Raw genomic sequence first — 17,817 nt, forward strand, 5'->3', positions numbered from 1 at the left:
GAACTTTTTTATTGTACGGGTGTGCGTGAACTAATTGCAATCCTGTTCCAGGCATTTATGGTAACCACCGCCATGATAATCTGTGCAATGTAGTTCGCATCAAAAAAACTTTCAGCCTGTTTATAGGTTTTATCAGATAATCCGTTTTGATGGATTAAAGTGATTTCTTCTGTCATAGCTAAAACGGTTCTTTCCTCTTCGGTAAACAATGTGGTTTCTCTCTCCATGCATTGAGCAAGAAAATACGTTGTGCTGTTTCTCCTTGTTTCAAGGCATCAGAAGTATGCATATTGATACAAAAGGCACAACCGTTAATTTGCGATGCCCTGATTTTGATCAGTTCTAAATGTGTTTTAGAAAGTTGAGCGTTTTGCAGGTAAGCTTCTAAACCCAGCATTTGTTTATAGGCTTTTGGTTCCAGCTTTGAGATATCCATTCTTTTTTCCATGATTTTTAGCTTTTAGCAAAGCTAAAAAGTTTGTATGTAAAAAGGGCTTAAGTAATGTTAAGAGTGGACTTAAAATTTTATTTCAACGTTAAGGCAGCAAAACTAATTTTTATAGGATTGATCAGATAAGCTTACTTTCTCTCTCGCTCCTATAAAAAGCAACCATAAACAAGTTCCGATCTCGCCTGCTGCTGGCAATAAGCTTAGATATTGTGCTATGCCTATGTTACCATAATTGCCAGATAAAGTATTGCCAAAGTAATTGGCCAAGTAACCTAAACAGCCCAGCATTAAGAGGATGCCTAAAAACTTAGGTAAGAATGTGGATTTATAAACCAAATACCCAAAAGGTAAAAGCCATAGACCCCAAAATACTGTGGCTACAAAAATACCTTGATCATATTGGTTAAGATAAAGCATGGTTTGCTGATGAATTTCGCTTGTTATTGCACCTGGTTGCTTTAGGGCTTCTATTAAAGAAAGAATGGCATATTTATTTTGTAGGTTGCTAAAAGAGATTGGAATGCTAACCATTACCAAAAGCACCATGATTTTTGCATAAAACTTACTTACAGACTTTAAAAGTTGGTATAGGGCAATAGGTAAAAAGATAAAAGCGATATAACAAAGTGCGCTGGCCGCAATGCTAAGCCTAAATAGGCTTTCATGATCAAGGATGTTGTTAAATGTTTGTGCGGGATTATTCCATGCAAATAATTGTTTAGGCACATAGGCCAGGCTGAACATTCCTGTTATAACTACCACCAGATAAAGAACCCCTGCTATTCTGGATATACCTCTCTTGTTTGTCATACATTGGTTTTAATATTGAGATGTAGAAAACAAGGCTTTGTTACGGACGTATTTGCTTTAATTATTTTTTTAGCTGTAGAGATGATTTGAAAGAGCTGTTTTTTGATTTTCGGGTTTTTGGTGTGTTTTTTATCGGTTTCCAGTTTCAATCTTTTTGTTGTTTCTGCTCCATTCACTCCATGAACCCACATAAAGTTTTGGTATATGCAGCCCTGCATAAGCAATCGCCAATAGTGTATGACATGCCGTTACACCCGAACCGCAATGCACAATGATGTTTTCGGGATTGATATGGTTGAATCTTTGCTCATACTTCATTTTTAATTCTTTAGGATTTAAAAACAGACCGTTATTATCTAAATTCTCTGTAAATGGAATGTTGATCGCACCTGGAATGTGGCCTGCAACTAGGTCGATAGGCTCGGTAATCCCTGCATAACGCTCGGCATCTCTTACATCAATTACAATATGATCGGGATCAGTTGAAACAGCTTCTACTTCATCTATTGGCGCAATGAGGAGTTCCCAGTTTTCAACAGGGTAGGTTTCGGCTATGGTTTTTACAGGTTCAGTCTTAGCGCTTAAAGGAAAATGATTTCTTTTGGCTTCGCTCAAACCGCCATTTAATACCTGAACTTTTTCATGCCCAACAGCTCTTAACATCCACCAAAATCTTGCAGCAGCATTTGAGCCATTTTTATCGTCATAAATTACCACATGGCTATGCTTTGAAATACCCATGCTGGATAAAGTTCTGGCAAAATCTTTAATATCGGGCAAGGGGTGTCTCCCACCGTTGGCTGGATTACTCTCAACAGTTGCCAAATGAGTATCTAAACCAATAAATATTGCACCTTCTAAATGTTCATTCTCATAATTGGATTTAGCATTCTTGCCATTGCCGGCATCCACTAAAATTAAGTCGGTGTTTTTATGTAGTTTAAAAAGTTCTGCAACTTCAATGATAGGAGAGATTTTCATGTTTATTTTCCTGCTCTCAATTTTCCTAAAACTTTTTCTAATTTTTTCTGATCATTTACATAGGGCTGCAGGTCAAATAATTTTACCATTCTGAATTGTACAGGGTGGCTTTCGCTCTGTAAAGAAATATAACCTCCAGTAAGCGCTTTTCCATCTTGTTTAATGGCAGGATCGTAATTGCTTACATTACCTCCACCAATTTTTGGATGGGTATAAGTAAGCACGGTATCGCCATTAATAATATGCTTAATGATTGAATCTCCTAAGACCAAAAATTCAGCAGTAACCCATTGTTCGCCGTGATAGGTTTTTGAACTGCTGTTGAGGCAGTGAGGGGTAAACAGTTTGTCTTTAATTTCTATGGTAGTGCCCGGTGTACATACATTACCTGTTGGTCTTTCGTCTTTGCCATTACCACCTAATAATTGCCCTTCAACAGAAATAGGGAAATCCTGATCTTTGAGCATGGTTGCCGGATCTTGACAATGCAACATTACGCCACTGTTTTTATAAGCCCAACCTTCGCCGCCTTTGGCTTGTTCGCCCACAAAACGGTATTCTACTCTAATTAGATAATTTGAAAAAGGTTTTTTATAGAAAATATGCCCATATTGCTGGTTAAAGGTATCGTAAGCATCGTATTTTACTTTTAAAATACCATCTTCAACATAAAAAGTATTGCCGAAATTTTCATTATAGGCGTGCTTGCTAATTTTGATATTCCAATCTTTAAGGTCTTTGCCGTTAAATAGGTTAATCCAGCCTCTTTGCGCAAATGTGGTTATGCTGCACATGGAAAATATACACAGCACTAAAGCGAGCCTTTTTTTCTTTATCATGTATTAAAGATATAAAAAGGCGGTTAAAGAAAAACAATTAGGCGAGGTTTTTTAACAGAGGTTCTACCCGGTCTAAAGCAAACTTTAACTGCTCTTCTTCGGTAAGATTAGTGTTATCCAGTACAATTGCATCTTCTGCACGGGTTAAGGGACTTTCTGCTCTTGTTGTATCTGCATAATCGCGGTGTGCCAGATTTTCAAAAACATCTTCAAGCGTAGTTTGGGTATCGCCATTAGATTGCAGTTCTTTGAAACGTCTTTCGGCTCTTACCTTAGGATCGGCAGTCATGAAGAATTTTACCTGAGCATCTGGAAAAACAGCAGTGCCAATATCACGTCCATCCATTACAATGTTTTTGGATCTGCCCATGCGCTGTTGTTGCTTTACCATATCATGTCTTACTGCTTTGATGGCAGATACCGGACTTACGGCTTCAGATACATACATCAGTCTGATTTCTTCCGATACTTCTTCACCGTTCAGTAAAATATGCGACTGATAATCGCGTGAGTGGAAATTGAGTTCTATTTTTTCTAAAGCCTGTTTAACAGCTTCTATATTGTTGATGTCAATCTGGTTTCTGAGAAAATAAAGTGTTACGGCCCTGTACATGGCTCCGCTATCTATGTAAATAAAACCTAATTTCTTAGCCAAAGCCTTTGCTAAGGTGCTTTTTCCGCATGATGAATAGCCATCAATGGCGACAACCAAATTTTTTCTCATTACAAAAGCAAAGGTAAAAAAAGACTTTAAAAGCTACACCTAAAACTTCATGATAAAGACAATTTTAAAAATGATCTTTAAAAAAATCAATAAATTGTGGTTAAAGCTTTTTATAAACACAATATTTTGTTTTATTGTTAAAAAACATAATTTACGCCCTCCAAATTTTAAGGGAGATATATTCATGTTACCATTAATTGACGATATTAAAAAAGTAGTGACCTTTAAAACTTCACGTAGCGGAGGTAAGGGCGGGCAAAACGTAAATAAAGTTTCTAGTAAGGTAGAATTGCTTTTTAATATTGATGACGCAAGCTTTTTTACAGAGGAAGAAAAAAATCGGTTAAAAGAAACGCTGGCTTCAAGATTAGACAATGAAGGTATATTGCATATTGTATCGCAGGAAGACAGAAGCCAGTTGCTGAACAAACAACGTGCAATATTGAAACTAAATGATTTGCTTAAATCGGGATTGAAGGTACAGAAGGAAAGGAAAGCAACCAAAATACCTAAAGCGGTTAAAGAAAAACGTTTGGTTAATAAAGCGTTACTTGCTCAAAAGAAAGAAGGCAGAAAGAAACCTAATTGGGATTAACGTTGATTTAATTAAACCTATAGTACATCGATATACTACCGTACTGATGTGGTTTGGCTGTGCTTTTAACTTCTCTTGATTTAAAAATCAGGTGGTAATCTAAAGTAAAACGTGGGGTGCTGTAATTAAAACCAATCTGTTGCGCAAATACCCAAGGTTTTACGCCAAAAGTTACAGGACTGTTATGATTAAACATACTGCCTTCAATGGTAGCATCGTAAGCTATATAGTTTAACTGCGGTTTTGCATAGAAGAAAAGCTCATTTTTTACCAGCTTAGGCGTTTTGCTATTATGGCTTAGTACCGTATTTGTATAGGCACTGTTAAACAGCTGGTTTATAGCTCCTGCTCTGAATAAAATACCAACACCCGCCCCACTGAAAATTGTACCTAAATTACCATATCCTTCAAAACTGAAATCTGTTTTTTGGTCTTCGCTGCGGTGCAGCAAACGCATGTATTGTGCTGTAAGATTTACTGCAGTGGTGCTTTTAATCTGGTATTCCCAGCCTTTAACCTCATAAAAACCCACAATTTTATGTAGCAGCTCCTGGGCTTCTTTACCCAAGGCATCGGGACCAAGAGTTCCTATTTCTAAGCCTGTTTTTAAAGCACTTTCATTTTTATAAAGAAGGTTTACATTTACAGCTCCATATAAATAAGCTGCAAAAGGGCGATCTTGTTGTTCTTTTTGTGGACTGTAACCTGAAATAGGATTGTACATTTTCTGGGCAGCGGTCATTTCATAAGTCAGCTTTTCGAGCTTATTACCTAATTTTTGCTGGTTAATTGCTCTTCTGAAATTAATGAAAAGTCCATTGGTATAATACCTATCCTGACCATACCACAAGTAAGAATCATTATCGCTTTTAAAGCCAAATTCATTCTTGTATTCCTGTGCTTTGCCTTGCAGGGTTAAACTCATTAGCAGCAAAGCACAGTATAGAACTTTATTTAGAGCGGATAGCTTAATCAACTTTGTCAGATTTTATACTCAGATCAATAGGGTCTTTAACTTTGTCTTTGGTTAAAGCTACATCTATTACTTCTTTCATTTCGCTAACATAGTGAAATTTAAGGTCTTTAATGTAATCTTCTTTAATCTCGAGAATATCTTTTCTATTTGATTTACATAAAATGACCTCTTTGATATTTGCGCGTTTGGCAGCAAGGATTTTCTCTTTGATGCCGCCAACAGGCAACACCTTGCCCCGTAGAGTAATCTCGCCGGTCATGGCTAAATTTGATTTTACTTTACGTTGTGTAAAGGCGGAAGTAAGTGCTGTTAGCATGGTTATTCCTGCAGAAGGGCCATCTTTAGGTGTGGCACCGGCCGGAACGTGTATATGTACATCAAAATGGTCAAATAATCTGTGGTCTATGTTAAACTTAGCGGCATGTGCCCTTAGGTAAGCCAGCGCAATTACAGCTGATTCTTTCATTACCTCACCCAAATTACCAGTTAAGGTCAATTTTCCTTTGCCGGGGCTCAAGCTTGCTTCGATAAATAAAATATCTCCACCAACCTGTGTCCATGCCAGACCAGTTACCACTCCTGCAACTTCATTGCCTTCGTACAGATCTTTATCAAAAATAGGTGCACCTAAAATACGCTCAACATCTTTATCATTTAAACTGATGTCATGCGGTTCGTCCATAGCTATTTTAGTAGCCGTACCTCTTACCAAACTACCAATTTTCTTTTCTAAACCACGTACTCCACTTTCTCTGGTATAATCTTCAATTACCTTTTCAATCACACTATTTTTAAGCGTAATATCTTTACTTGCTAAGCCATGTGCCTCACGTTGTTTTGGTAAAAGGTATTTTTTAGCGATCTCGATTTTTTCTTCGATAGTATAGCCATTCACTTCTATAATTTCCATACGGTCTAACAATGCAGGCTGTATGGTGCTTAATGTGTTTGCAGTAGCAATGAATAGTACGTTAGAAAGATCAAAATTGGTTTCTACGTAATGATCATTAAACTCATGATTTTGTTCTGGGTCTAATACTTCAAGTAAGGCAGAAGAAGGATCTCCTCTGAAATCAGAACCTACTTTATCAATTTCATCCAGTACAAAAACAGGGTTTGCAGCTCCGGCTTTTTTAATAGACTGCATGATACGGCCAGGCATAGCACCGATATAGGTTTTGCGATGTCCACGTATTTCGGCTTCATCTCTTACACCACCCAGTGCCATACGTACGTATCTGCGGTTAAGGGCTTTGGCTATAGATCTTCCCAAAGAGGTTTTACCTACTCCCGGAGGACCTACTAAACATAAGATAGGCGCTTTCATGTCTTTCTTAAGTTTTAATACCGCTAAATACTCTATAATACGCTGCTTAACCTTTTCGAGCCCAAAATGGTCTTTATCCAAAGTGCGTTGTGCACGTTTAAGGTCAAAATTATCTTTGGTAAAATTGTTCCAGGGTAAATCCAGCAGCAATTCCAGATAATTCATCTGAATAGAATAATCAGGTGCTTGAGGATTCATCCTGCCTAGTTTTTCGAGCTCTTTGTCAAAGTGTTCAGAGGTTTCTTTAGCCCATTTTTTCTTTTTGGCACGTGTTTTTAATGCCTCGAATTCTAAGTCTATAGAATTGCCCCCTAATTCTTCCTGAATGGTTTTTAACTGTTGATTTAAGAAATAATCACGTTGCTGCTTATCTAAATCTGTTCTTACTTTAGACTGGATCTGGTTTTTAAGCTCAAGCATTTGCAGCTCGGTGGTAAGTAGATCCATGATCATTTCGGCACGTTTGCGCAAGTTGTTCATCTCAAGCATCTTCTGCTTTTCTTCAACATCAGCATTCATGTTTGATGAAATGAAGTTGATCAGGAAAGAGGTGCTTTCAATATTTTTCAGGGCAATAGCTGCTTCGCTTGGAATATTAGGTGAAAGCTGTATGATCTGCGTCGACATTTCACGAATGGAAGCCACTAAAGTCTTAAATTCTTTATCTTCTCTATGCTTGGTTTCGTTAAACTTGGCTACAATGGCTTTAAAGAAAGGTTCAGACTGAACTTCCTGTATCAATTGAAAACGTTGCTTGCCCTGTATAATCACAGTAGTATTGCCATCGGGCATTTGCAGCATTTTAATAATTTGCGCTACTGTACCTACGGTGTTAAGCTGATCAAAAGTAGGGTCTTCTATGGAAACATCTTTTTGAGAAACTACCCCTATAACTTTATCGCCTTTATAGGCTTCTTTGATCAGTTTAATGGATTTATCTCTGCCTACCGTAATAGGGATTACAACACCTGGAAATAAAACGGTGTTTCTGAGCGGGAGAATAGAAAGTATTTCTGGAGTTTCCTCGTTGTTCATATCTTCTTCATCCTGCTGTGACATGAGCGGAAAAAACTCAGTGTCTTCACTTATAATCGGTAATGCGTTGCTAAAATCGAAAGGATCTTGTTTGCTCATTAAATTTATATATATGATTAAACGCCAATGTGGCAGTTTATGATTGACTAAATTATTTTTTGTTACGATTTTCTAAAATTCAACTCTTGTGCCAAAGCATATAGAAGCTATGGGTACTGTAAAAAAGTCAGTATTAAAAAAAAGAATATGTTTATCATATTTAACACTTTTTTACGTTAAAAGAAGCAAAGATTATCGTAAAAGATGTATTTTGCACTTTCTTTGCAAAGATTTTTTATATATTTAGATAAAAAGAACCCTTAAATGGTAAAAGTTAAAAAAAGTTTATTGCTAGGCGCTATTGTATGTTTAGCTGCGAATAGTTTTGCGCAAAGTAATTTTGAGAAGCTTGGTGCCCAAGCCTGGATGAAGGGAGACTTTAAAACTGCTGTTGTACAATTAGAAAAAGCAGACAGTAATGACCCATCTAATATTAACGTGTTAAAAATGTTAGGTTACTCTTATTTTCAATGTGCTGATTATGAGAATGCGGTAAGTACCTACACCCGACTTGTAGCCTTAAAATCTGATGATTATTCTGCCTATTACTATAGAGGCAAAGCATATTTAAATATAGCTAATGCTTCTAAAGAGGATATGAGCCAGACCCGTGATAACCTTTATGCAAATGCCATTAAAGATTTTACCAAAGCGATGGAAATAAACGGTGAGGAAGATATCCAAATCTTGCAAAACCGGGGTATAGCTTATAAAGACTATGGCATTTTTAAGTCTTATAAGATTAAAAAGGCTGTTGATAAGACCAATTGTGTGGCCTTGCTAAATAAGTCTATTAATGATTTTCAGAAAATCATGACCATGCAACCGCTTAGAAAAGATATAGTATCTCTTATAGATTATGTAAAGGCACAAATAGCCAGTCTGAAATAAAAAAAATCCCGGAAAATTTTCCGGGATTTTTTATGAAGTTCTTTATTAAAAAGTAAAATCGTCAGCTTCAGATCTTGAATTGAATTCCCCATTTTCAGAGTATTCATAGCGTTTTTCAACTACATCCTGATGAGATTTGATATATTCAACAGTTTCTGTTAAACCTTCTGTAAACTTCTCGAAATCTTCTTTGTACAAGAAAATTTTATGTTTTACAAAAACACCATCCTCTAATCTCTTTTTGCTCTCAGTTAACGTAAGGTAATAATCGCCCGAACGTGTTGCTTTTACATCAAAAAAATAAGTGCGTTTACCCGCTCTTACCTTTTTTGAAAAAACTTCTTCTCTCTCTTTGTTGTCGTAATCTCCCATTGTAATGTGTGTAGTATTTGGTTTTTGGTTGGGTAAATATAAAATATTAATTTTCAAAGTTCAAAAAGAATGTAAAGTAAAATTACATTCTTAAAAAAATTATTGTTGTTCTTCTTCTAAAAGTTGATTCCGGTAAATTTCTGCATACACCTTATTATTGGCCAGCAATTCTGTGTGTGTACCTTGTTCTACAATGTGGCCATTATCAAGTACAATGATTTTATCTGCATTTTTTATGGTAGATATGCGGTGTGCAATTACCACACAGGTTTTGTTCTGCATTATTCTGCCTAAATTGCCTAAAATCTCTTCTTCAGTTTTGGTGTCTACGGCAGATAGGCAGTCGTCAAGAATAAGTATTTTGGGCGTTTTAACCAGGGCTCTTGCTATAGAGACCCGCTGTTTTTGCCCGCCAGACAAAGTAATACCCCTTTCGCCCAATAGCGTATCGAATTTATCTTTCAGATGCATAATATTCTGATAAACAGCTGCATTTTTGGCGGCATCTTCAACTTGGTTAAAAGTAATCTTATCCATGCCAAAAGCAATATTATTCTTAATGGTATCAGAAAACAGGAATACTTCCTGGGGTACAAAACCGAGCTCGGTGCGGTAGGCCTCTAAGTCTAAAGCTCTTATATCTGCTCCGTCAATTTCAATACCACCTTGTTCAACATCGTACATGCGCATCAGCAAGTTGGCTATGGTCGATTTTCCCGAACCTGTTTTACCAATAATAGCCAAGAATTTTCCCGGTTCTATCTCAAAGTTTATGTTTGATAGTGCCTTGATGCCGGTATCTGTATAGGTAAAGCTAACATTGTTAAATCTAATGCCTCCATTAAATGGTTTTATAATATGAGCGCCCGATTTGATTTCGGGTTCGAGGTGCAAAAATTCATTGATCCGCTTTTGTGATGCTGCGGCTCTTTGTATAAGTGTGGTTACCCAGCCCAGCATGGTAACCGGAAAGGTAAGCAGATTAATATAGATGATAAATTCTGCAATATTACCCGGGGTTATCGTACCGGCTATGACCTGTTTGCCACCAATAAAAACGGTAATGATGGTACTGATACCAACTAACAATAGCATAGCCGGAAAAAATAATGCCTGCACTTTTACCAAACCCATGGCACTGTGCTTATAAGTATTGCTTTCTACTGCAAAAACCTGTTGTGCGTAAAATTCTCTTACATACGCTTTAATTACACGTATGCCTGAAAATCTTTCCTGTACAAAAGATGACAGTTTTGAAAGCTGTTGCTGTATACTTTCGCTTTTTCTGTTTATAGATGTGTTAACATTATAAATGATAAGTGTTAAAACAGGGAGTGGCAAAACCGCGTAAAATGCCAGTTTTGCATTTACCAAAAACATAAAAGTTAAAGCTGTAATAAAGAGTACAATAGTGTTGGTGGTGTACATAATGGCAGGCCCTACATACATACGTACCCGGTTTACATCTTCGGTAGCGCGGTTCATTAAATCACCTGTATTATTTCTGCGGTAAAAACCTAAACTTAATTTCTGGTAATGTGCGTAAATCTCGTTCTTCATGTCAAACTCTATATGACGCGACATTAGTATGATGGTTTGGCGCATAAAAAAAAGAAATAAGCCTCTTAACAGATATAAGAGCAGAATAAGCAATGCAAAGAACAGGAGGCCATAACCAAAAATATCGTAAGCTAAACTCTGCTGGTTAAAGCCATTAAAAAGCCTGTATATACTAATATTGGCTGTAATCAAATTGAAAGCATGAGCAACTACTTTGGCCGGAACAACCTGAAACATGTTAGAAATGATTACGAAGATTAGTCCCGGAATAATCCTCCATTTATATTTGATAAAATATTTGTTGAGATACAGCAGTTCTTTCATGTTGGTGTAAAGGTAACAAAAGGAGAATTTTTGTTCAAAATATTTAAAAATCAAACAAAAATGTTTTTTTTATAGTTGTTTATAGTACTTTTGTAGGGTCGACGCTTCAAACTATTTGGTATGTCTGTTCATAATGCTAATTTCCCTTCAGTTTTAGATCAACTGGCCGCTTCTGGCCATAAAAAAGTTGTTTTTTGTAACGATCCGGATACTGGTTTAAAAGCCATTATTGCTATTCATGATACTACTTTAGGGCCTGCTTTGGGAGGTACCCGTATGTGGAATTATGTTTCGGAAGCTGAAGCGCTTGAAGATGTGTTGCGTCTATCAAAAGGCATGACCTATAAATCGGCAATTACCGGCCTGAACCTTGGAGGAGGCAAGGCTGTGATTATTGGCGATCCGCGTAAGATGAAAACCGAAGCGCTGATGCGTAGTTTTGGTAGGTTTATCAAAAATCTTAACGGTGAATTTATTACTGCCGAAGATATGGGAACCACCACCCGTGATATGGAATTTATACGGATGGAAACAAACTTTGTAACTGGTGTTCCTGAATCTATTGGTGGAGCGGGTAATCCTGCACCATTTACGGCAAAGGGTGTTTTTTTAGGTATAAAAGCTTGTGTTAAAGAAGTTTTCGGTACCGATATGCTGGCCGGAAGATCTGTAGTGGTACAAGGTACGGGAAATGTGGGCGAAAACTTGGTAGAGCTTTTAAGACAGGAGAATGTTGAAGTTTATGTAAGCGATATTAACGAAGACAGACTTCAGATGATTGCCCGGAAATATAAAGCCAAACCCATAGAAGCAGATAAAATTTTTACCATAGGTGCCGATATTTATGCACCTTGTGCTTTAGGAGCAACAGTTAATGATAAAACCATTAAGAGCATGAAATTTGCCATTATTGCGGGATCTGCAAATAACCAGCTGGCAGATGAGCAGATACATGGGCAGATGCTTTTAGATAAAGGAATTTTATATGCTCCTGATTACTTGATCAATGCAGGAGGCCTGATCAGTTGCTATTCTGAACTTACAGGCTTTGGGAAAAAACGTACCATGCAGTTAACAGAAAATATCTACGATGCTACAAGAGAAGTTATCAAACTTTCAAAACAAGAAAACATTCCTACAAACAGTGCCGCGGCACATATCGCCGAAAAGAGAATTAGCGATATCAAAAAAATTAAATCTTCATATTAAATCACAAAACATACACACAATTTAATAATAAAAAAAATCGTTCTTACATTTATTTATGCTAAACAGAAGGCACTTAAGAATTAAAGCCATGCAAAATATTTTTGCCTGGTACACCACAGAAAAAAAAGATGTAGTTAGCAGCCAAAAACTTTTGATGCAAAGTATTGATGATGTATATGAAATGTACATTTCTATGCTCGCTTTAATTGTAGATATTACAGAATATACGGCTCATGACGCTGCCGAAAGAGCTAACAAACATTTGCCTACACATGAAGATCTAAATCCTAACCAAAAACTTTTACATAACAAATTTGCGAATGTTTTAAAGCAAAATCCTGAATATGTGGCCTTGGTTAAGAAATATGGAATTAACTGGTTCTCTGATCCAGAATTGATCAAAGCAGTTTTCAATAAGCTTAAAGAGTCTAAAGAATATGAGGCTTATTTAGCTGAAGATTTTGAAGAAACTTTAGAAAGTTCTAAAGAAATCATCAAATTCATTTTCAGAAAAATGTTGCTGAAAAATGCTAATGTTATTCAGGCATTTGAAGATAATTTTATTAACTGGTCTGTTGATAGAGAAGTTATGCAGGGCATGGTAGCCAAAACCATTAAGAACTTTGTTTCTGATGATCCTTTTGAAAATAAACTTACACCTATAAGTGCTGATTGGACAGAGGATAGCAGATTTGTAAAGGATCTTTTTGCGTATACGCTGAAAAATGAAGATAAATACCAGGAGCTGATTGCTGAGCGTACCAAAAACTGGGAATCTGAACGTATTGCCTTAATGGATACTATTTTGATGAAAATGGCCATTTGCGAGCTGATGAATTTTCCTTCTATACCGGTTAAAGTTACCATTAACGAATACCTAGATTTATCAAAAGATTACAGTACGCCGAAAAGTAATACTTTTATTAATGGTATATTAGACAAAATTTTGAATGACCTGAAAAAGAACAACAGTATTAAAAAGGTTGGAAGAGGTTTAATAGATGAATAATTTGCAAATGAAAAAAGTTATAACAGGAGTTTTTATTGCCATTAGTTTAATGGCTTGTAAAAATAACGGAAAAACTACTGCAGGTTCGGATAATAAACAGCAAGTTGCAGAAGTATCATTTGAAGATGCACCAAAAGTTACTGTAGAAAAAGCGATCTATGATTTTGGTGTAATTAAACAGGGTGAGAAAGTACATTATGACTTTAAATTCAAAAATACGGGTAAAACTCCGCTAATCATATCCGGCGCAAATGCAACCTGTGGCTGTACCGTACCCGAATATCCCAAAGATCCGGTTAAACCGGGAGAAGAGGCTATAATTAAAGTTATTTTTGATAGCCATGGAAAAATGGGTAAACAGGACAAAGTGGTAACCATTACTTCAAATGCCCAGCCAGCCTTTGAGGAGTTACATTTAGTAGGCGAAATAGTAGAAAACAAATAGAATCAATTTAAAACACAATTTATATGTTATTAACAGTAATCTTACAGGCAGGAGGAAATCAATTATTTAGTACCATACTTCCTATGGTATTAATTATGGTCGTTTTTTATTTCTTTATGATAAGACCACAAATGAAAAAAGCTAAAGAACATAAAAAGCTTGTTGAGGAACTTAAAATAGGTGATAAAATCATTACTACTGCTGGTATCCATGGTAAAATTGTAGGATCTAACGAAACTACTTTCTTAATTGAAGTAGAGGGCGGTACTAAAATCAGATTCGACAAATCTGCGATATCTTTAGACGCTACCAAAGCTGCTGCTAAAGCTGCTAACTAAAAATATTTCAAATGTATAAAGGCCGCTTATCAAGCGGCTTTTTTGTTTTACAGGGATTGATAAAGGTAAAATAAAATGCTAAATTTAATATCAGTTTAGCGCGTAATGTTATGAACAGAAGAAATTTTATACAGCAATCTACTTTATCAGCACTTGCCTTAGCACTCTTTAAATCGGATGCGTTTGCAAGCGGAGGCAGTTTTCAAAACTTTAAATTTGAAACCCTACGTAACAATATTGGTTTTTTTACCGAACAAGGTGGTACTATTGGCTGGTTTAACAGCCCTGATGGTTTTCTGGTTATAGATGCGCAATTTCCAAACTCTGCACCTCATGTTATAGCCGAACTGAAGAAATTAGGCGAGAAGCCTTTTAAATTTTTGCTGAACACACATCATCATGGTGATCATACTGCTGGTAATATTGCTTTTAAGGGCATTACAGAGCATGTGGTCGCACATAAAAATTCTTTGGAAAACCAAAAGAAAGCCGCTGAAAAAGCAAACAATCTTTCGAGTCAGTTGTTGCCTGATACCACATTCGAGAAAGACTGGAGTGTAAAATTAGGCAAGGAAAAAATTTCCGGACATTATTTTGGTGCGGGTCATACCAATGGCGATGTGATTTATCATTTTCAAAATGCCAATATTGTTCATGCCGGAGATTTGGTCTTTAACCGCAGATACCCTTATATAGATATTGAAAATGGTGCAAACATTGGCAACTGGATATTGGTATTGGAGCAAATCCAGAAAAAATTTGATAAAGACACCATTTTTATATTCGGCCATAGTTTAGAGCCTTATAAAATAACGGGAAATAAAGATGATGTAAAAGCTTTTCAACATTACCTGCAATCTTTGTTAAGCTTTGTTTCCAAAGAAATTAAAGCGGGTAAATCAAAAGAAGATATCTTAAAAGCCACACAGATACCAGGTGTATCAGAATGGAGTGGAGACGGCATACAAAGAAGTTTGACAGCCGCTTATACCGAACTTACAAGGGCTTAAATAAAAAAGCTGTGATTGATAATCAAACCACAGCTTTTTTTGTAAAACGATTTTTAGGCTTAGTCTATACCGCCTTTACGTGTAGCTTTTTGTTGTTTTGGCCATTCAGCCGCTTTTCCTGTACGTGGGTTAACCGGCAGCTCAGCTTTTTCACGAGAAGTTCTTTCAGGGTCTTCGCAAGCCATATATACCAAAATGGCTGCTAAAACTACGTTATTCCTGATTTCGTCAAAAACTAATTTATCATAAGAGTCGCGGTTGGTGTGCCAAGTATAAGTGCCATAATCCCAACTGGTAGAACTTAGAGAAAAGCCTGGAGCACCTACAGCCACAAATGAAGCAAAATCTGAACCTCCTGCACCCGGCATGCCAGGGAAACTGGTTTTGATTTGGTTCTTAATGGTATCAGGTACTTTTTCTAACCATTTAGTGATATAGTCTTTAGCTTTGGCAAAACCCTGTCCAGAGATGTTTACTACACGTCCGGTTCCATTATCCTGGTTAAATAACGCTTGCAGGTTGTCAATTATTTTAGGATTGTCTTCAACAAAAGCACGAGAACCGTTTAATCCTTGCTCTTCACTACCCCAATGTCCAACTAAAATGGTTCTTTTAGGATTAGGATAGAACTTTTTCAGGATACGCATGGTTTCCATCATTAAAATAGTTCCCGATCCGTTATCGGTAGCTCCACTTGCAGCATCCCATGAGTCTAAGTGGGCAGATAACATTACATATTCATTCGGTTTCTCTTTTCCTTTAATTTCTGCAATTGTATTGAAAGTAGGTACCACACCATTTTCTTTAGATTCAGATACAATATTAACTACTGGTTTAGAACCGAATTTAGCTAAACGGTAAACCAATCCGTAGTCTTCTACAGAGAAGTTAACTGTAGGTATTTTTTTGGTGTTTGCACCAAAAACCTTATCTACACCAAAACCCTGTGACCAGTTGTTGATTACTATTGCTGCCGCTCCTGCATTTTCCAATGCGAGTGCTAAAGCTTTTGCATTTAACCCTGTTTTAGCTAAATTCTGGCTAAAACTCTTGGCAGCCTCAGCTTTTTCTTTCTTGTACTTTTCAAAAAGATCTTTGGTTGCAAATTTTTCCCAGTTGTCATCAGGACGACCAGAAATCTGGTTATGTGAAATTAAAACCACTTTACCTTTTACATTTGGCAACCATTTTTGAAATGATACAGAATCTGTAATAACTTCAGGTAAAATAATGGCTTCGGCTTTAATGGCTTTTCCGTTTGTAGATGGACTCCATGCCAATTGGGTGGCTTCAAGCGTTCTTAAACGAGGGCTTACTAAATCTACATGAGTAACGCCGCGTTCCCAGCCACGCCATTCGCCCCATTTTTCATTTTTAGCAGGAATATTCCACTCACTGTATTTTTTTACAACCCAATCATTAGATTGTTTCATTTGGGGGCTTCCCACCAAACGAGGTCCAACTACATCCATTAATTCGTGGGCTAATTTTTCAAGCTGAGAATTCTGGTTAGCTTCTTTAACAACATTTTCTACAAACTTATCCTGCGCAAAAGCGAAGGAAGATGTAAACAGCAAAAAAGCAGGTAAAAATTTTTTAATCATGTTTAGGATAATTAGATAAAAACAAAGACCTAAAATAGCAATAAAGAAATGGATAAGCTTTTTAATAATAGAAATGTTGCATTGTAAGCTCATACAACCAGAGTGAAATTTAATTATATTTTAATCCCTGTTTTATCTATTTTATGAGTTGCGAAAATGTTTTTTTGTTAGTTTTATGGGGTAGATGAAAAAAACACTTTTATTGGCCATCCTTTTATTGTGGGGTAGCTTTAGTTTTGCGAAAACAATAGATAGCCTGAATTTAACAAGAGATAGTATTCTTCTTTCTGAGAAGCGTAAGCAATATTACCAAGTAACAGATAGCAGAATTTTCATATACCAAAGGCCTAAATTATCGGATGCGGTTAATAACATCCCTAAGAACTTTATCAATAGTGCTTTAGATTTGGTATCAAAGCAATATTATCCTTATTCTTTAGCAGCATTGGGCGGCACTGTGGCAATGATACCAGCAGACCCTTGGCTCATTAAAGAGAGCCGTAATCTTGGTGAAAGCTTAGGTTTATCGGAAGATCATTATTATAAAAGCCTGGGTTTTTTGAAAATTATTCCGGATAATGTAAATTCTGCATTTTATTTTTTGGGAAATGGCACAACGGTATTCTTGATTAGCGGCGGACTTGCTGCTTATGGTATTATTCAAAACGATTACCGTTCCTTAAGTACATCGCTGCAATTGATAGAAAGTTTAGCTGTAACCGGTTTGTTTGTACAGCCTTTCAAAAGACTTACAGGTAGAGAAAGTCCTTTTGTAACTGCTGGCGATGGAAGAATGCATAGCAGATGGCATTTTGCGCCCAGCTTTAAAGAATATCATCACCATACCTCGAAATATGATGCCATGCCTTCGGGGCATTTAACCACCGCAATGTCTGCTTTGGTAATCATTGCAGAAAATTATCCCGAAAAAGTGTGGATTAAGCCGGTTGGTTATAGTTTATTAGGTGTTTTATGTTTTGAAATGATGCAAAGCAAAGTACATTGGGCCTCAGATTACCCCATTGCTTTGCTATTAGGTTACGTAATCGGAAAAAATATAGCCGGAGAACGAATAACTAAAAAAGAGAATGTTGTAGCTGATAGAGCAAAAAGATATAAATTGCAATTTACGGCATCATCTGTTGATGCCATGCAGACCATAGGTTTGAAATTAAAAATGTAAACATAAGCGTTGTGTTATACGTTTAATAGCATAAA

Annotated in this window: 17 protein-coding genes and 1 pseudogene; 8 read left to right on the plus strand and 10 right to left on the minus strand. The window is 36.5% G+C overall.

Annotated elements, in window-relative coordinates; translation table 11 throughout:
• Positions 1-8: 8 nt before the first annotated feature.
• From ACLHG9_RS08155 to cmk, 5 genes and pseudogenes are all read right to left on the minus strand, one after another.
• Positions 9-448, minus strand: a pseudogene (locus ACLHG9_RS08155) (carboxymuconolactone decarboxylase family protein).
• Positions 449-550: 102 nt separating this feature from the next.
• Positions 551-1,261, minus strand: a complete 711-nt coding sequence (locus ACLHG9_RS08160) for a DUF4386 domain-containing protein (RefSeq protein WP_410221006.1) — start codon at positions 1,259-1,261, stop codon at positions 551-553.
• Between the two features lie 129 nt (positions 1,262-1,390).
• Positions 1,391-2,242: a sulfurtransferase gene (locus ACLHG9_RS08165; RefSeq protein WP_410221007.1), complete on the minus strand. Its 852-nt coding sequence runs from the start codon at positions 2,240-2,242 to the stop codon at positions 1,391-1,393.
• Positions 2,243-2,244: 2 nt separating this feature from the next.
• Positions 2,245-3,081 carry a DUF1080 domain-containing protein gene (locus ACLHG9_RS08170; protein WP_410221008.1) on the minus strand — a complete coding sequence of 279 codons (837 nt, stop codon included), beginning with the start codon at positions 3,079-3,081 and terminating at the stop codon, positions 2,245-2,247.
• Positions 3,082-3,118: 37 nt separating this feature from the next.
• Positions 3,119-3,805: a (d)CMP kinase gene (gene cmk, locus ACLHG9_RS08175; protein ID WP_410221009.1), complete on the minus strand. Its 687-nt coding sequence runs from the start codon at positions 3,803-3,805 to the stop codon at positions 3,119-3,121.
• Between the two features lie 184 nt (positions 3,806-3,989).
• Here cmk and arfB point away from each other — a divergent pair, with 184 nt between their 5' ends.
• Positions 3,990-4,400 (plus strand): alternative ribosome rescue aminoacyl-tRNA hydrolase ArfB, encoded by a 411-nt coding sequence (arfB, locus tag ACLHG9_RS08180; RefSeq protein ID WP_410221010.1) that lies wholly within the window; start codon positions 3,990-3,992, stop codon positions 4,398-4,400.
• A gap of 7 nt (positions 4,401-4,407) precedes the next feature.
• On the opposite strand, the gene ACLHG9_RS08185 is transcribed toward arfB, so the two are convergent.
• Together ACLHG9_RS08185 and lon are read right to left on the minus strand one after the other, a co-directional pair.
• Positions 4,408-5,376: a lipid A deacylase LpxR family protein gene (locus tag ACLHG9_RS08185; RefSeq protein WP_410221011.1), complete on the minus strand. Its 969-nt coding sequence runs from the start codon at positions 5,374-5,376 to the stop codon at positions 4,408-4,410.
• On the minus strand, positions 5,369-7,837 hold the full coding sequence (lon, locus tag ACLHG9_RS08190) for an endopeptidase La (protein WP_410221012.1): 2,469 nt from the start codon (positions 7,835-7,837) through the stop codon (positions 5,369-5,371). The genes ACLHG9_RS08185 and lon overlap by 8 nt, the downstream gene beginning before the upstream one ends.
• A 264-nt stretch (positions 7,838-8,101) precedes the next feature.
• Between lon and ACLHG9_RS08195 the strand changes: the two genes are divergently transcribed.
• The gene (locus ACLHG9_RS08195) at positions 8,102-8,728 is read left to right on the plus strand and encodes a tetratricopeptide repeat protein (protein ID WP_410221013.1); all 627 of its coding nucleotides are present in this window, start codon (positions 8,102-8,104) and stop codon (positions 8,726-8,728) included.
• A 45-nt stretch (positions 8,729-8,773) separates the two neighbouring features.
• Here the strand turns inward: ACLHG9_RS08195 and ACLHG9_RS08200 are convergent, their stop codons facing one another.
• Complete coding sequence (locus ACLHG9_RS08200; protein ID WP_243363243.1) at positions 8,774-9,100, minus strand: DUF3276 family protein; 327 nt, start codon at positions 9,098-9,100, stop codon at positions 8,774-8,776.
• A gap of 99 nt (positions 9,101-9,199) precedes the next feature.
• A complete protein-coding gene (locus ACLHG9_RS08205) occupies positions 9,200-10,984 on the minus strand; it encodes an ABC transporter ATP-binding protein (RefSeq protein WP_410221014.1) in 1,785 nt (594 codons plus the stop codon).
• Between the two features lie 120 nt (positions 10,985-11,104).
• Here ACLHG9_RS08205 and ACLHG9_RS08210 point away from each other — a divergent pair, with 120 nt between their 5' ends.
• The 5 genes from ACLHG9_RS08210 (at position 11,105) to ACLHG9_RS08230 (ending at position 14,995) form a co-directional block, all read left to right on the plus strand.
• Positions 11,105-12,193, plus strand: a complete 1,089-nt coding sequence (locus ACLHG9_RS08210; RefSeq protein WP_410221015.1) for a Glu/Leu/Phe/Val family dehydrogenase — start codon at positions 11,105-11,107, stop codon at positions 12,191-12,193.
• Between the two features lie 88 nt (positions 12,194-12,281).
• Entirely contained in the window at positions 12,282-13,202 is a 921-nt protein-coding gene (gene nusB / locus ACLHG9_RS08215) for a transcription antitermination factor NusB (RefSeq protein ID WP_410221016.1), read from the plus strand.
• 7 nt (positions 13,203-13,209) lie between these two features.
• Positions 13,210-13,647 carry a DUF1573 domain-containing protein gene (locus ACLHG9_RS08220; RefSeq protein ID WP_410221017.1) on the plus strand — a complete coding sequence of 146 codons (438 nt, stop codon included), beginning with the start codon at positions 13,210-13,212 and terminating at the stop codon, positions 13,645-13,647.
• A 23-nt stretch (positions 13,648-13,670) separates the two neighbouring features.
• Entirely contained in the window at positions 13,671-13,985 is a 315-nt protein-coding gene (gene yajC / locus ACLHG9_RS08225) for a preprotein translocase subunit YajC (protein ID WP_410221018.1), read from the plus strand.
• 110 nt (positions 13,986-14,095) lie between these two features.
• Positions 14,096-14,995 (plus strand): MBL fold metallo-hydrolase, encoded by a 900-nt coding sequence (locus ACLHG9_RS08230; RefSeq protein ID WP_410221019.1) that lies wholly within the window; start codon positions 14,096-14,098, stop codon positions 14,993-14,995.
• A 59-nt stretch (positions 14,996-15,054) separates the two neighbouring features.
• Here ACLHG9_RS08230 and ACLHG9_RS08235 read toward each other — a convergent pair whose 3' ends face one another.
• Positions 15,055-16,599 (minus strand): M20/M25/M40 family metallo-hydrolase, encoded by a 1,545-nt coding sequence (locus tag ACLHG9_RS08235; RefSeq protein WP_410221020.1) that lies wholly within the window; start codon positions 16,597-16,599, stop codon positions 15,055-15,057.
• Between the two features lie 184 nt (positions 16,600-16,783).
• On the opposite strand from ACLHG9_RS08235, the gene ACLHG9_RS08240 reads away from it, so the two are divergent.
• Positions 16,784-17,782 (plus strand): phosphatase PAP2 family protein, encoded by a 999-nt coding sequence (locus tag ACLHG9_RS08240; protein ID WP_410221021.1) that lies wholly within the window; start codon positions 16,784-16,786, stop codon positions 17,780-17,782.
• The last annotated feature ends 35 nt before the right edge of the window (positions 17,783-17,817 follow it).

The organism is Pedobacter sp. (genome assembly GCF_046462515.1).
Classification (GTDB): Bacteria; Bacteroidota; Bacteroidia; order Sphingobacteriales; family Sphingobacteriaceae; genus Pedobacter.